This is a genomic window from Adhaeribacter arboris, from assembly GCF_003023845.1.
In the GTDB taxonomy this organism is placed as follows: Bacteria; Bacteroidota; Bacteroidia; order Cytophagales; family Hymenobacteraceae; genus Adhaeribacter; species Adhaeribacter arboris.
In genome coordinates, this window is the sequence record NZ_PYFT01000001.1 from 5,540,192 (window position 1) to 5,555,626 (window position 15,435).

A 15,435-nucleotide genomic window follows, 5' to 3' on the forward strand; every position below is an offset into this window, starting at 1 on the left:
TTGCCAATAGCTGTTAGTACATTTTCTTATTGAAGCCTATTAATATTTTTAATTCGGCAAACCTAAAATTTATGATTGATTTCCTTAATTAAAGCATTTTCATTTCCTATTAATTGTGACAAAGGAAACAAGAAATGGTAAGATGTCCCACTAAGATATTTGAACAATATTTTCAATAAATAGAAGATTTACTAAAATAGGATAGTGTTTAGAATACCATTATATTTTTCCGGTTTTTCCCGCGAGATAAATTAAAAAGTAGATCATTGATTTCTCTTAACTAAATATATGGAATAGTATATGTAATGTAAGGCTTCTATAATATTTATCAAGAGAAAACCTTACTGCATCAATCCTATGACCAAAGTTCTACCCTTTAAAACAGTATACAACAGTATACAACAAGAGATTCAGAAGTATAAAAAGTTAAGAGATTCTTTAACTTTTACGGCCATTGATTTTGAAACTGCTAACGAAATGTACAGTAGTGCTTGCTGCGTGGGCTACGTTCGGGTGGAGCATGGCAAGATCGTAGATATGGGTTGTTCTTTGATATATCCGCGTTTTCATCCGGTGAGCTCCAGGAACTATCTTATTCACGGAATTAGCAATGAACAATTGCAGAAGGCTCCCACTTTCGACGAAATCTGGGTAAAACTACAACCTTTGATTGAAGGTCAAATTGTAGTATCTCATAACAGTAGTTTCGACATAAATGTGCTGGAGGAAACAGCGGAATACAACTATATTTCACTTGCAGATTACCGTTATATGTGCTCGCACCGATTAGTGCAGGAAGCCTTTCCATCTTTAGAAAATTATCGGCTAAATGATTGTGCCAAATTCTTTGGTTTAAACCTAGATCATCACAATGCCTTATCTGATGCTCTAGTATGTGCGGAAATTACGCTTAAAGCTTTGAAGTCAGGTCATGACACTGGATTTAATTACTTAAATCAGGATCTAACCGGACATATCATAAAAAAGAAATCTGCTGACAAACTTGATCGAAGTTTTGATTCCCTAGTTGGACACAAAAAGGTGGACTCAAATCTATTGAAACCTAATCTGGAGGCTGCTGATAAAGAACACGTGTTTTATAATAAGAAAATTGTCTTTACCGGCGATTTAAAAACAATTACTAGGCACGAGGCGGCAGCAAAGGTACAGGCGCTAGGAGGGGACATTAATACAGCCATAAGTAAGAAAACCAATATTGTAATTATGGGCGAAAAAGCTGGACCTTCTAAGTTAGAGAAAATCTTTACATATAACTCTGAAGGGTGTAATATCCAAATTATAGAAGAAGAAGAATTTCTAACCTACCTTAATTAGCGAGAAAACTATATCGTGAGTCGTTTTAGTTTTACCTGATTACATTATTTATCTCCATAATAAATTTTAACAAAGCCCTGTAAAATACATAATGGGCTTGATTACCTAAATTTTCACTTGTTAGTTTTGCACGGAAAGTATTAAATGCTCAATAATTCCTATTTCCTATTTCTATTTTTGATCATTCTACTAGTTTCTTGTACTAAAGAAGATAATCCTCCTTTAAGGACTCAATTAAATGAGGTAAAAATTGAAATCATCAGTGGCAATAATCAATCAGATACTATTGGCCGAGTATTACCTGAACCTTTAGTTATTAAAGTTACCAAGGCGGATACGGTATTAAAAAACGTCTTGGTCCAGTTCACAGATAGTTCTTGTGTTGGTTTAAACTGGAACAGTGGAACAACAAATCAATTAGGATTAGTGAAGTTTCATTGGCAATTAAATCCAACTATCGGGAGGCAACAATTAAAAATATCCGTACAGGATCCATTACAAAAAGTAACTAAATCTGTTATGGCACTAGCCGAAGGAACAGCGCCACCCAAATCGTGGCTTCCTGGTAATATCTATATTCCTAAGAAAAAGCAAGCATACTTATTTAATTAACTCTAATCTATTCTTTGTCTTAGAATGCTGATTTCCTTAATAATGCAAACCTTGCAAAGTGTACAAAACCTGCAAAGTAAGAGTTAACTTAAGAAAAGGTGAGCTACAGGTAAACTCCTGCCCTGCTTAGAAGGTGGTGAGGATGGTTTCATGACCTTCATCCATCTTGAACAACCGTAGTAGTAGCCAAGCAATAATAAAACATAAATTATCAATCTAGCTATATTCTTTCTTAAGAATTTACCTCTGGGAGTTAATTTAGCATATGGTTCATATGGTAAAATGCTATTACTGCCGTAAGTCTTTAAGGATAAACTTTCTTGATTATTCCCTTAGAACCAATAAGGAATGAGTTTTTACTTATAAGATTGTGTTTAATAGCATTGTCCTTAATATATTTTGCTTTACTTGATTCATAAAGGCCTATTGTTACTGCATAACTTCCGTTTGAAGTAAAATACACTTCTGGGGAGAAATCTTTATTAATCTTAGTCAAGGCAAAATTCTTTGCATCCTCGAAGTTTGGTGCAGAGTAAATCACTACATATAGTTCACTTTCTTTATCTTCCTTCCAAAAATCTGTATTGATGGAAATAATACTGACAAGAACTGCAAATATTCCTCCTATAATAGCTGACCAGATTCCAGCTGTTGTTGGATTTAGATCAACCTCATAGGATTTAGATTTATTAACAAATATATCTAACACCTTTCTACTTGTTAATCCAACTAAAAATCCTCCAAGTGCTCCAAAATAGGAAGTATATATTATAAAAAATACCTCCCCAAATACTTGAACACTATCTGGATATAAAAAACCTCGTCCAAGATTAGCTCCTGCTATTAATCCCAATGTGGTACCTATTACTATTCGTTTTGTTTTGTTCTGAGAATTACCAAAAATAGGGTAAAATAAGGTTGTACCTAGTATAGAATGGAGCATAGCACCAAATAACCCACTTCCTAGGCTTACCTCACTATTTTGGTGATAGTGGTAAAAAGTATGAAGAATCCAGACGTAAATTGAGGCAGCAAGAAGAGTCAGTATTATACCATAAAATACCCCTATGAAGAAACCTAAAAACGCTTCTAACCATTTCTTGAATGAGGTTGATAAAATGTTATCCTTCATGATATGTTGAACTTTACTTAAGGATAGTATTGCTTTAATAGCAATTAATCGAATCTACTATAAAGGCATGATCTAAATCCTTCAGATTCATTAAGTTACAGTATCCTAATATTACTAATAATAACCTATCTACTCAAGAAATTAGCTAGTAAATTCGATCAGACAATTAACTATTTAAAAAAGTTATAATGTCGTTTAGGGTAATCACAAAAATACTGAAAATTCAGTATTGCGGATCTATTAGGAAATCTTTAAAATACTGATCTATCAATTAATATGTAGTAGTTAGCATTTAACGATTTTTATAAATATAATAGTCTAACTAATACCTGGTCATCCATTGCTAACTTTGTCGATGCAAGATCATATACTTCTTCCTTTAGTATTAATCAATTAGGGTATGTAGTAGGTGGGGCAGCAGTAACTAGGTGGGATACTAACGATTGTTACCAATATGACCCACTCACCAATAAATGGAAGAACTTATCTCCTATAGGGTATCGGCCGATAGAAAGGGGCTTTGCCTTTGTCAATAATGGAAGAGCTTATAGTAGTTCAGGTACTTCCAGCGCCTCGAATCATGAGCTCTATGAAGTTTACGGTAATAACATCAAATAACAGAATCAATAAAACATTTAGGTGAACAAAACGGAGAAGCCCGTAAGAGCCGGCAAAATCATCATGGGGCATCGGGTAAAAAGTGAATTGACACGGCTTACTAAGTAAAATTTTTTCCGGAAGGTAAAATTATTGGGGTAGAGAGGATTGAAGCAGCAAATCTCCATCCGGTTAATCCTAATGAATTAGCTTATTAGCGCCTAATTGCTTTAAAAATATAAAAGGCCACTCAGCTGTTAGTGGCCTTTTATTATGTGTCTAGCATGTTATTGCTTTATTTGAATTTACTCCTAATAAAGGACCAGATAGATTGAGTTTTTAGCCTGATATTTTCTGAGGCTAGTTTTTCAATCTTCGCTTCATTATTTTTTGTCTCCACTTCGTGCATTGCTTTTGCCTGTCTCAAAGCTTCTCCAAATTCCAAGTTTAATTTATAGAGAACGATCGCGGAAGCACTAATAGTTTTATAACCCTCCGAGGCTTGTGTTAAAGCATCCTTGGCATCCAAGAGAGCCCGGGCATTGGAGATAATGGCATCTTGTATTATCCCGGGTAAATCAAAATTTTTGATACATTGAACAGCCGTCTCGTTCATTACATCAGACATTTGACTAATAGTATGTAGGTTTGTATTTATGACAAACTGGGCCTTCTGCTGCATGGCAGTAAGCCGATCTAAACTTATTTTTTGTGATTCCATTCTTGTTTTTAGTTTAATTGGTTTTATCCCCGCCCTGGCCTGCCTGTATAGCCATTAGACCGTAATTGATCCTGCTCAGTTATGCCGGTGCCGGCTTTTATTTTGCTATCCATTGATTTTAAATAATCCGCTATTACTGGCATTAAAACCGGTAAAACTTTTGAATACTCAGCATTCAGGCGGGTGTTCTCATCAATTCGTCCCAGTTTCTCATCCATCCTGTTAAAAATAGCCGAATTAAACTGGCTAATTTCTGCTGACTGTTTGATGGCCTGCGCGATTTCCGGCGAATTAAGGTTTGCACTCTGTCTCTCTAAACTTTGTTTTATAGTTTCTATAAACTCCGGCGAATTCAGGCCATAACTCTGATCACCCGACTTAAGAGAGTTTACATACTGCTGTAAAATATCATTACCCTTAATAGTTTCGAAAGTCAGATTACTAAAGTCTTTACTGAAATCTAATTTGTTACCAATACCATCCACTAAACCTTTAGACCAATCATAGAAATCACCGGATTTTCCTTGTACCTCGGAAGGGATTAAACCAGTGCCATCTGCTTTAGGTAGTTCCGGATTGCCGGCCAATATAGCCACCAGCCCTCGTACATCTTTTAAGACTTCCAATTGCTCTATCTGGACAATTCTTTCAGCTCCCCATTGCGATGCTAAAAGGGTACCTGTTTCCTCCGTGAGCTCCCGGCGAATGGCGCCTTTCAAGGTATTGGCATCGTTAGCCTTATTAGCCGCAAAGTCCACCCCGGCAATTTGCTGTAGATCATCAAATTGCTTTTGAGCATTCTCAATTATTTCATTATAGGTTTTTTGCAACTCCGCTATTTCCTCTTTATCCAAGCCACCCTCACTTTCCGAAGCCTTCGCCAAATCATCATAGAATTTTTTAAGAGGAACCTCTAAGGCGGTCATTTTGAGCGATTGGATAATAGCATTCTCCATGAGTTCCTGGAAATTTTTGGCAAAAGCTTCTGGGCCGGACATATCCTTGAAAGCGTTAGCCATGGTATCTACGATGGAACTATAGGTAGTACCCGTAACCACTTCTTGTACTTTTGCCCGGTAAGATTCTAGTTGACCTTCTAAGCCTTCATATTGCTCAATAAGGGCTTTTAATTCGTCAATATTCCCTTTTAACCGCCCTGATTCCATTTGTTTATACAGGTCGTTAATAGCGGCCCGGTTAGCCTCAATTACTTTATCAATGGTATCCAGCTGGCTTTCCAGTTGCTCTACGCCTGGGTTAACTACTACCGGATTACCATTAATATCCCGGCCGGAATTAGTTCCTCTATCCGGTCTACCCTGATCACCCCCGATGGTATCATTGAGCTTTTTAAGAGCGGCTTCGTACTCCACTACTCCGCGTTCGGCGTTAATAAATAAATCTACTCCGTTGATTTTATCAATGGTTTTGAGAATATCATCTTTAATTAACCCGATTTGATTCCGATAAGCCGTAATTTTATCTACCCCCAAGGCTTTGTCAATAATCTTTGCCTGCTGCTCTAAAGCCCGGTTCATGCCTTCAATAGCGGCCTGGGTTTTCTCCATACTCTGTCTTTGGCGTTCCTGGTAAGCTGCTTGTCGCTCCTGGGATTTATCCATTAGTTCCATAAACCCGGTCATAATACCAGCAGCGCCGGCAATTAAAGCAGCTGGATCCATGGTAGAAGCACCTTTGAATATTTGGGCGGCGGAATCAACTAAATTAGCTACCGTATTTACAGCTTGCGCAGCTTTTTTATCAAACAGGCCGATTAGATCCACGGATGCTTTCAGATTACTAGAGAGTTTGCTAGCTTCATTGCCTAAGAAAGCCACCTTTTGATCACCCGTCATTTGGTTAAACTCAGCCCAGGTATCTTTCATTTCCTGCAACTGCTGAATGTTCTTAGCCTGTTCTTTGGTGTAAGCCCTTATTTGGGCAACCGAAAGTTTTTCTTTGTTATTGATGTCATTTTGTTTGGCCAAGAGCTTATCTATCTCTTGATTCCGCTTTATCAGACTTTGTTCATAAGCTTTATCGGGCCGGGTTTTAATCTGAATCTCCAAATCAGCTAACTTTTCTTGCAACTCGGCTTTGAGTTCCGGCGCCATGTTCTTAACCAGTTCTAAACTATTTTTTATAGCGGCTATTTCTGCTTTTAACTGAATTTTGCTATACTGAATAATATCCTCGCTTAACTTTTTATAAATCTTCGTGCGCTGGAAATATTCATCATTGGTAGCATCAATTTTAGCTTCACTATCTTTTTTAAGAAGTTCTACTTCCCGGTCAACATTGCCACCTGGATTAGCATCCCGCAGGGCTTGTACTTTGCGGCCAAATTCTTCTTTTATTTTCAGAACTTTCTGCTCATAAGAGATAGTCTCGTTGTAGGCATCCACAAAATCCTGCTCCCGAAGTTTAGCTTGATTTTGCCAGTTTTCTTTAGCCAGGTTGGTATACAAATCCAAACGGGCTTTTATGTCGGCATCCATCGGACCAGAAGTATCAATCTTGGCAATCTGCTCCTGAATAAATTGTCCAAAATTCTCGTAACCCTTCAGTTCATTGGCGAAACGCTTATCTGCCTCTTCTTTACTAGTTTGAGTTTTAAACGCTTCATACTCGGCAAAGGAAGCTTTTAACTTTTCGGCATCAATGCCGAGCTTTTCTGTATTCTGCCGGTAGGTTAAATCATCAATAATCTTATTTCTCAACTCTTCCAGGCCTTCAGTTTTAATTTTTAAAACATTTTTCGGGTCTCGGTTGAATTGCGCAATATCAGTAGCGATGTTTTTAAACTCATCTCTTACCTTTTGGATTTCAGCCTCCGGTGTTTCCATAGTCTTGCTGGCATACTTGCTCTTTATACCATCCAACTTCTGCATCATATCCTCATAGCGCTTCAGATAATCATTGGTAACACCAGATTTGTTTTTATCCGGATCGTAGACTTTCAGTAAGTTTTTAACTTGTTCCAGTTTTTGCTGTAATCGAGCAATATCTTTATTATTAGGCGCTAATCCTTCTATTTTGATTTGCATCGCATCCCGGATTTTTTCCAGGTCATCTTTGCTAGTAACCAGTTCCAGCAGTCTTTTGAAGTTTTTGTCTACTTCAACTAATAAGGAATCAAATTCGGGAACATCCGGAGTGGCTGCTTTTAAACTATCCTCTAAGAGTTTCCCGCTATCAGCAGCCAACAAAGCCCTTTGTTGCGCCTCGGTTTGACGCAATTCTCGGTACCGGTTTTGAATCGCCTTTTTCTCCTCCCCAGTTGCTTTGCGGTAAACCTCGCCCACAATAGGACTACCCCCAAAAGCATCACCCGCACCGGCTGAAACATTAGGTAACTTGATCTCCCCTGTTTTGGCTAGCTCATCCATCTGTTTTTTCAATGGGCCAAGGGTAGTAGTTAATTCTTCCAACCGGTCTTTTGTTTTCTTAATCCGCTCTGCGTTCAGCGCCTGCAAAACCAGAACCTGTTGTTTGACAAAATCCCGGCCTTTATCGGTGTTAGCGGACAAGGCGTTGCCGTAATTATCGAAAGCCGTAATCGCACCTGGAGTAGTATCACTGATACGTTTGAGGGCATCTTTTAACTCCTGCTGCTCCTGTTTATTGAGTTTCGTAACCCCGCCATTTGCTTTAGCTTTAGCCGAAAGTTCATCGTAACGATTGAGCAGAGGAACAAACTCTTTTTGCAGTTTGGTAACTTCTTGTCCAGTATCGAAGAAAGCTTTATTGGCCTCGTTTAAACCATCGTAGTTAAATACTTTAATAATACCCTGGCCAATCTTCTCTTTTAAATTCTGATAGAAAGCCCCTATTCGGGCCATACGATCTGCCGAAGTATCTACCACTTGGCCCAATTCCTGTAACTTTCGTTCCGTTATGTTGGCAACAGCTACCTGAAAATCGCCGGTTTTCTTAATTTCTTTTTGCAGTTCTACTTGAGAGATTTGCAGATTATCCAATATCCGGATAGACTTACGGCCTAATCCATCCACAAAAGAGTTAGTAAGGTAGGTTACGTCTTGTCCGGTCTGGCGAGAGATTTTACCGGCGAGTTCTAAACCTTTAGCGAGTAGTTCCGGGCCTATTTGAAAGTTTTTACCCCGGATAGCGGCGGCCATTAAATCTATGTCAGAAGTAGCGCCTCGGGTAGCTTCCCGTAATCGTTGCAAGGTATTATCATCACCAATCCTTTTAAAAGCTGTCCGGATACCTTCCCCTTTGGCGGCTAATTCTACGGATTCAGAAACTAGCCGCTTCATAAAGCCAATTACCTCCTGAATAGTATTGGCAATACCTAGACCGGCCACTAATTGACCTAATCCACCTTTTATGCCACCTAAAAAGCCTCCTACTTTATTAGAACTTTTCTCAATGGCATTGCCTACTTCATCAAAACCGACCTTACCTATATTTTGCATGCGTTTTAAACGCGCTTCGGCTTCCTGTAATTTAGCGTTGTACTTGGTTATAAGTTCGGTACTCGGAGCAGTGGCAATCCCGCGTTTATAGATTTGAATAACTTTCTCCAATTTCCCCATCAGCGAAAGTTGCTCTTTTACCGGTCTTCCTAATGCATCAAACCCTTCCTTCCCCACATTCTTGATCGCTTGCATCTCGGTTTTAACCCGGGAGACTTCACCGGCGTACTTTTTAATAACAACCGGATCCCACGACTTTTCAATGATAGCCTCGTAAGATTGCAGCTCGATTTTAAGTTGCTGCATGGTCTTGTTCAAACGCTGGCCACTTTGCTCACTTTTGCTAAAACCATCCATGGTGCTGGTGCTTTCCAAAACGGCTTTTACCTGGGTGATACTTTTCTCGATTTCGGCAATATCTTTTTGAAAACTACCCCCTACTTCCGGGTCCAGCTTGGCGCTTTGCGGTAAGTTTTGGTACACCGCTTTGAGTTTATTTAAACTTTTGGTTTCTTCTTCAATGATATCCTTGCCTGCTTTTTGAAAATCAGCATTTTGTCTTAAGGCATTACTCCCCTTCACCAAGGCAGAAACCAATCCATTCTCTTCCGCTTCCAGTTTGGCCAGAGCCTGAGCGTAGGCAGTAGCATCAATGGCACCTGCTTTAAAATCCGTTTCTATTTTTAATTTAGCTACCTCTATGTTGGAAAGGTCTCGTTCGATAGCAAGTAGGTCTCGGTACTCGTTTTTAACCTTGGCAATGCCCGTAGCATTCACGTTATTACCAATCTTACCCACTTTGGCAATCAGTTCATCTACCTCCCTGGAGGTTTGCTCAATATCTTTCGCAATGGCCAGTCCCGGACCAGTACCTTTCTCCGCATCGTTTAACTGAGCATAAGTTAGGCGCAAACTTTCCAATTTAGCTTGCTTGTCCTGTAAATCACCAAAGTTTAACTCCGGAGTCGTGGTTAGGGCTTTATTGATAGCTAAAATCTTTTCTTCCACCCGGTCCATATCAGCTACTAGCTGATCCCCCTTACCCGCGGCCATATCCGCATCCGACAATTTTTCCAGTTGCGTTTCTAACTCCCGAAACCTTTGCTTTTCTTTTTCCAGGTCTCCCAGCGTAAAAACCGGCATGCTGCTAACCGTACTTTTCAGTTCGTTTGCATGGGTCGTTACTTGTTCAAACACGCGGTTGAGAACTCCCAGCTCCGCAGTTGCTGCCTGTAAATCGGCCTGCAACTTTCCGCCAACTTCGGGTAAGGCTTTATCCGAATCGGAGAATTTATCATAAGCCTCGTTTAAAGCAATAATTTTCATCCGTCGTTCTTCCGCCGCTGCCGCCGCGGCTTGCTGGATAGTAGCATTATTTTTTAAGGCAACAGATTCTTTTTCCAGAGCGCTTTCAATTTCCCGTTCCGCAAGATTGAGCTTCTCTAGTTCCTCCCGGTATTGGGTAATGTATTTGGCGTCATCGCCGAAGTTGTTTTTTAACTCAACTTTTTCGAGCTTTATTTTCGATAGCCTTTCGGTTTGATCTGCTAGCAGCTTGGTTTGGTTAGTGCGTTGCTCTAAGATTTTAGTCTCCGCATCTTGCCCTTTTGAAACAGAGGTTTCTAACCGCTTAATGTCTGCCTGAGCCGTTTGAGCGGCCGGGGAGCCAGGGGAAGATTTTGCCAGTTCGGCATACATGATCCGAAGCCTTTCCAGCTGTTTCTCTTCCGCCTTTAGCTTGGATTGATTCTGGCTGTACTGCGCCTCTATGCTTTTTAGACTAGCCTTAGTCGCTTCGAGTTGGCTTTTTAATAATTGTTCCTGATCCGTAAGCTTAGCGAGCTCCTGCCGGTAATTAGCCGCGTTGGTTTGATTAACCTTGAAATTATCAGCGAGAGAAATTTTGTCTAGTTTAATCTTACCTAATTGTTGCTCTAAATCCTGAAAGGTTTTAATGGATTGTTGGGCCTCCTGGTTGATCCCGGAAAAAGCTCCTTTGCTATTTTTACCTACGTTGCGATACGACTCTACTACCGCATTTAATGCTTTTTCATTATCTTGAATGTGACTAATTACCTTATCAAATTCTTTGCTGACACCGGTACCCATAACAACGGCACCGTTCAGCATCTTTTTCAGATCCTCCGCATACCGGTCTAGGTTGATGCCGGACTCAAAGTATAATCCTCCGTCTTCCCCCGTTATATTCACTCCCATGATTCTATTCCTCCTTTAAAGTAAGTTGTAGTACTTCGCCGGCAGGTACTTCCTCCGGAGTGGGTTTAGTGATATTGTCCAGAATACTCGGACCCTTAACCATGACAATCATTTCCAAGAGGGAGGGCAGGTTCCTTTGTTTTAGTACCAAGGGTAGGATCCGAAGCAGGTCTTGTAAATCAAAATTATCCCGAATAGTTTTTAACAAAGATTTAGAGGGTTCGCGGCCGTTGTTTTGTAACCCCACGGCGACGATATAAATGATTTTATCCAGGTGTTCCCAGGTAGCATGTTCTAAGGCTTTGGTGATATTACCTCCCGTTAACTCTTCGGGCAAGTCCGACATTTTGGCGCATACCCGGCTAACGTTAATTACCAGAAGTGGCCTTAGCACATATTTTTTTTGCAAGCGTCTTAATTTTAATCGCACTAATAGACGTTGCCACAAAGAGGTAGGAGCTGGGAAATCTACCATTACAGTGAAGGACTCTTCGGGAGATCCTTTAGTTAAATTTTTTTGCATTATTGCACTTATTATCAGGTTATTACTTACTTAAATATAAGAAATTATTCCTAATTATAAGTTTTTTAAAGCAGGTAAATTGTGCCTTTTACTAAAAAAAGTACAAGAAAAATACAAATGGGTAACTGTTGTAAAATAAAGGTTAGAAGGATTAGTAGAGAAAGCTAAAACTTACTAAATAGAGGAAGAAAGACTATCACTTTAAGGCTAAAAAGAGGTAGCTCTGTAAGAGTTTTGCTGAAGTTGGCTAGTAGCGGCTTGATTGCTGCTGTAGGTAGTAATGAAAGTATTCTTTGTAATTTGGCCAACACTGACCAGTTTAAAATGAAATGTAATAACTTCTACCAGCAATCGGTAATGACTGTGGATGAGCAATGGATAGATTTCACTGGTACGACGTACCTGCCACTATCTTATCAGCAATAGTAGTGTTTTACTTCCTGCCGCATTTTTTCCGGGAAAGGTGGATTAATAAGTATAAGAAAAGAAGAAAATAATATGACTACTTATAAAATGGAAGATTTAGACCCGGAAGAAGCACACCTAATGCTGCTGACCGGGTTAACCTTTGCGGAAAACTACCAGCATTTTCAGAAAACTAAGGAAATGACGGAAAGTGCTATTTCTAAAGCTCTGAGTAAAATTAGCAAAGATGATCCCACGAGAGAAGAACTGGAAAGTTGCGATAGAATCCTACGTCAAATCATCGCCAAACATCAGGAGTTTTTAAAACGGAATAACGCTACGATGGATTGGCGGGTATCGGATAAAATTTACCAGGAATATGAAAGCTGGGTACATTTCCAAATAAACTTACTATCTCCTTTACTGGATGAAATCAAGGAAAGGTTAAAGTAACCAGTAATTATAAAAGCCACCCAGGAGAGTGGCTTTATAGTAATCTTGCTAAATCGAAAAACATAATTCGTGTTTCTTGTCCCTCGTCTGATTTAGTTAAAAAGTTAAATTCATTTCTTTGGTAAAAACTTATAACTTTGGGTTTATTATAAGCGTCTACTAATATAAACCTACATCCTGTTTTATTATCAAAAGCAAACCACCCTTTTATAAAGTCAAGTATTTGATCACCTATATTTTGCCCTTGGTAATTTACTGAAACCCCAAGCCTGCCAATTTTTACCGAAGGGTATTCCTTTCTCCGTTTTGAATTATTAATTCCTCTATTTAGCTTATTCCAAATACTTCTGTCACCTTTATCAATTAGGCTATCATTTGAGATACAAAAATACCCTACTAATTCTTTGTTATCAGGATGGATGAATCCATAAGAAACAGCCATTAGACTATTACAAAAATTTATAGCGTCTTCTTTAAGAAAATCGTTTATGTCTGGATCTCCGCAGTCAAACTCGCTAAAACTATGACCATCATTTAGTCGTTCGAATGACAAGGAGGAAAGGGAAAGCAAAAGAGATTAGATATAAGAATTATTTAAAACACTTTTCACGAGTTTCTTCATTTGATTTTTTTTCTCTTCAGAAACCTTTTGAGAACTAGATTTAACAATAATCTCATTAAAGTTTTTTGAGTCTTTACCTGTAAGCACAGGCGTATTTCTAATAGGTTTAGCCATTTATGCTCCTCTCTTAATTAATATTTTACTTTTGTTGTAGCTTTGTTGTAATCTTGTTGTAACAAATGTACGTAATTTATTTATACGCGTATAAATAAATATACAGTTTGTTTGGCTGGATGTTCAGTCAGAAAGTACCTCCGCAGTTTAGTGCGGAGTTCCTCGCTTAATCGCGTTTTTATTTCCCTGTCTTACCTCCCCGTTGCCCGTAGCTGATCGGCTTGGCTTATTCCGGGTTTAATCTTGCTATCCATTGATTTTAAATATCCTTCTACTGACGGCCAAACTTTGGCGTATTGGGCAATAATCTCCACACCTTCTGCGGTTCGGCGTTAGTATTCTTCCATACGGGCATAAATGGCGGTATTAGCTTGTTGAATAGCGATAGTTTCTTGCTGGGCCTGGGTTAATTGCTCTGTATTAATGTTTAGTCCGGTATCCGCAAACTTAAATTCTAGGCCATTCTTTAGAATGTCGTTGGTTTCCACTAGTCGTAAATCCAAACCACTAACATCAAACTTGCCCCCCAAGCCATCTACTAAGCCTTTACTCCATTCGTAGAAATCGCCCGATTTACCCTGTACTTCAGAAGGAATAAGGCCGGTACCATCCGATTTAGGTAGTTCCGGATTATCTGCTAATATAGCAACCAGGCTGCGTACATCCTTCAGAACTTCTAATTGTTCAATTTGTACTATTCTTTGAGCATTAAAGGCACCTGTTTTATTCAGTTGTATTTGCCCAATCTGAAATAGCTTGTCTAACCCTTCCTAAACCTACATCTGGATTACCACTAACTCCTTCTTGTCTAAGAATTGTACCATTTGGTGTAAGAATTACTAGTAAACAATTTTCTAAAGGATCTTCAATAGGAATAAATTCTGCCACATTAGGCACATCTTTATCTACTAAAACTTGGATAAAATTTTCTTTAATTAAATTTTTAGTTGTTTCATATTCAGTAAAATAACCTAATGCATGTTTAAGTTTACTTTTAGTAGGATTGGAATCATCGTAAATTACCATGAAAATAGGCTTATTAATTTCACCAGATAATTGTTTTGCCGAAGAAAAGTCCTTAAAAACTTTACCTTTAAAATACTGATTTGAGAATTCTTCTATAGGAGCGGATTCTTCTATTGGAGTAGATTTTATTTCTGTTTTATTAAATATATTTTTTATAAAGCTTAATAGATTATCTAATTCAGCTTTAGTAATTTCTGAAGTTAATAATTGTATGCCTGCATTCCGACTATTTTGAAAAGCCTGAACTTTATCAAACTCAGTTGATGTAATTATATTGTACTTTCTTGCAATAGCAAGCATTTGATTTAAATCACCTTTTCTAAATATTAAATCTCTTGATCTTAAAGCCTTGAAAATAGCATTTTCCAGTATTTTGAAGGCTTCAACAAAAGATTGATAATAATATCCCTCCCTATACAATTTATTCGCAATTTCAAGTGATTTTATTTCCTCATATTCTAATTCTGCTTGTTCCGTTTTTTTTCTAATCTTTTTGTACTTATCTATAAGCATATTAATTACAACCATAAATAAAGTACTAATTGTTGTAGAAATAGCTGCATTAAGTAAATCTGCATACCTAGTATTAAATACAAAAGGCTTAATTGTTGACAGCCATAAAAAAGCAGTATTTAGAATATAAACAGTTGCTAAAATGAATGGAAGGGCTAAGGTGAATAGAAACAAGGTAAAACTGATGGTTTCAAGAGTGTTAAATATTTTGAAATTTGCATACTGCGTTTCTGCAAGAATATATAGGATTACATATAGATGAACAATTAAAACAAACGATAAAATTAAAGCATATAAATAACTTGCGCCTGTAAAGGAAATAAAACCAAAATCAATTAAAATCTTATTTAGCTCTTCTTTGAATGCGCTTAATGAAATTATAATCGCTGCAAACCCTATAATAAATTGATATCTATCTTTTACGTTTTTCATTTTTGAATTAATATCACAATCAATAACACCTAAGAGCCTAAACTAATAAAATTCAGTTTATAGCTAAATTTTACAAAAGGGAATAAACATATAAACCTTACATCTTTTACAAAAGAAGCCCGCCCTTAAAATATACTCTTCCTTCACCTGAATAGATTGCATATCTTCCAGTAGTTCTTCCGGCCCTCTTCCTGCAAAGTAACAAGCAGAAGGCGGCCGGAGTATGTACTGAGGTTTAAGCGGGTTACACATTTTCTGGGAAAATCCCTCTAGGAAATGTAGTTTTATGTAGTT

General features: G+C 38.1%; 12 protein-coding genes. 4 read left to right on the forward strand and 8 right to left on the reverse strand.

The features are described 5' to 3' along the window. Window positions 1–357: 357 nt before the first annotated feature. Together AHMF7605_RS22565 and AHMF7605_RS22570 are read left to right on the forward strand one after the other, a co-directional pair. On the forward strand, window positions 358–1,335 hold the full coding sequence (locus tag AHMF7605_RS22565; RefSeq protein WP_106932255.1) for an exonuclease domain-containing protein: 978 nt from the start codon (window positions 358–360) through the stop codon (window positions 1,333–1,335). Between the two features lie 144 nt (window positions 1,336–1,479). Then, a complete protein-coding gene (locus AHMF7605_RS22570) occupies window positions 1,480–1,947 on the forward strand; it encodes a hypothetical protein (RefSeq protein WP_106932256.1) in 468 nt (155 codons plus the stop codon). A 304-nt stretch (window positions 1,948–2,251) separates the two neighbouring features. Here AHMF7605_RS22570 and AHMF7605_RS22575 read toward each other — a convergent pair whose 3' ends face one another. Further along, complete coding sequence (locus AHMF7605_RS22575) at window positions 2,252–3,079, reverse strand: hypothetical protein (protein ID WP_106932257.1); 828 nt, start codon at window positions 3,077–3,079, stop codon at window positions 2,252–2,254. Between the two features lie 339 nt (window positions 3,080–3,418). On the opposite strand from AHMF7605_RS22575, the gene AHMF7605_RS31200 reads away from it, so the two are divergent. Next, window positions 3,419–3,697 (forward strand): kelch repeat-containing protein, encoded by a 279-nt coding sequence (locus tag AHMF7605_RS31200; RefSeq protein WP_158267650.1) that lies wholly within the window; start codon window positions 3,419–3,421, stop codon window positions 3,695–3,697. Between the two features lie 274 nt (window positions 3,698–3,971). Here AHMF7605_RS31200 and AHMF7605_RS22580 read toward each other — a convergent pair whose 3' ends face one another. The 3 genes from AHMF7605_RS22580 to AHMF7605_RS22590 are packed head-to-tail and all read right to left on the reverse strand — an operon-like array spanning window position 3,972 to window position 11,576. After that, complete coding sequence (locus AHMF7605_RS22580) at window positions 3,972–4,397, reverse strand: hypothetical protein (protein ID WP_106932258.1); 426 nt, start codon at window positions 4,395–4,397, stop codon at window positions 3,972–3,974. A gap of 23 nt (window positions 4,398–4,420) precedes the next feature. Next, window positions 4,421–11,053: a hypothetical protein gene (locus tag AHMF7605_RS22585; protein ID WP_106932259.1), complete on the reverse strand. Its 6,633-nt coding sequence runs from the start codon at window positions 11,051–11,053 to the stop codon at window positions 4,421–4,423. A gap of 4 nt (window positions 11,054–11,057) precedes the next feature. Further along, a complete protein-coding gene (locus tag AHMF7605_RS22590; RefSeq protein WP_106932260.1) occupies window positions 11,058–11,576 on the reverse strand; it encodes a hypothetical protein in 519 nt (172 codons plus the stop codon). Window positions 11,577–12,074: 498 nt separating this feature from the next. Between AHMF7605_RS22590 and AHMF7605_RS22595 the strand changes: the two genes are divergently transcribed. Continuing rightward, window positions 12,075–12,434, forward strand: coding sequence for a hypothetical protein (locus AHMF7605_RS22595; RefSeq protein WP_106932261.1), 360 nt, complete (start codon window positions 12,075–12,077; stop codon window positions 12,432–12,434). A 34-nt stretch (window positions 12,435–12,468) separates the two neighbouring features. Here AHMF7605_RS22595 and AHMF7605_RS22600 read toward each other — a convergent pair whose 3' ends face one another. The 4 genes from AHMF7605_RS22600 to AHMF7605_RS22610 all read right to left on the reverse strand — a co-directional run bounded on the left by AHMF7605_RS22600 (window position 12,469) and on the right by AHMF7605_RS22610 (window position 15,141). Beyond that, window positions 12,469–12,987 (reverse strand): GNAT family N-acetyltransferase, encoded by a 519-nt coding sequence (locus AHMF7605_RS22600; RefSeq protein WP_146153652.1) that lies wholly within the window; start codon window positions 12,985–12,987, stop codon window positions 12,469–12,471. 24 nt (window positions 12,988–13,011) lie between these two features. After that, window positions 13,012–13,170, reverse strand: a complete 159-nt coding sequence (locus tag AHMF7605_RS30245; RefSeq protein ID WP_199200294.1) for a hypothetical protein — start codon at window positions 13,168–13,170, stop codon at window positions 13,012–13,014. A 332-nt stretch (window positions 13,171–13,502) separates the two neighbouring features. Then, window positions 13,503–13,700, reverse strand: a complete 198-nt coding sequence (locus AHMF7605_RS22605) for a hypothetical protein (protein WP_106932263.1) — start codon at window positions 13,698–13,700, stop codon at window positions 13,503–13,505. A gap of 193 nt (window positions 13,701–13,893) precedes the next feature. Beyond that, window positions 13,894–15,141: a hypothetical protein gene (locus AHMF7605_RS22610; RefSeq protein ID WP_106932264.1), complete on the reverse strand. Its 1,248-nt coding sequence runs from the start codon at window positions 15,139–15,141 to the stop codon at window positions 13,894–13,896. Between the last annotated feature and the right edge of the window lie 294 nt (window positions 15,142–15,435).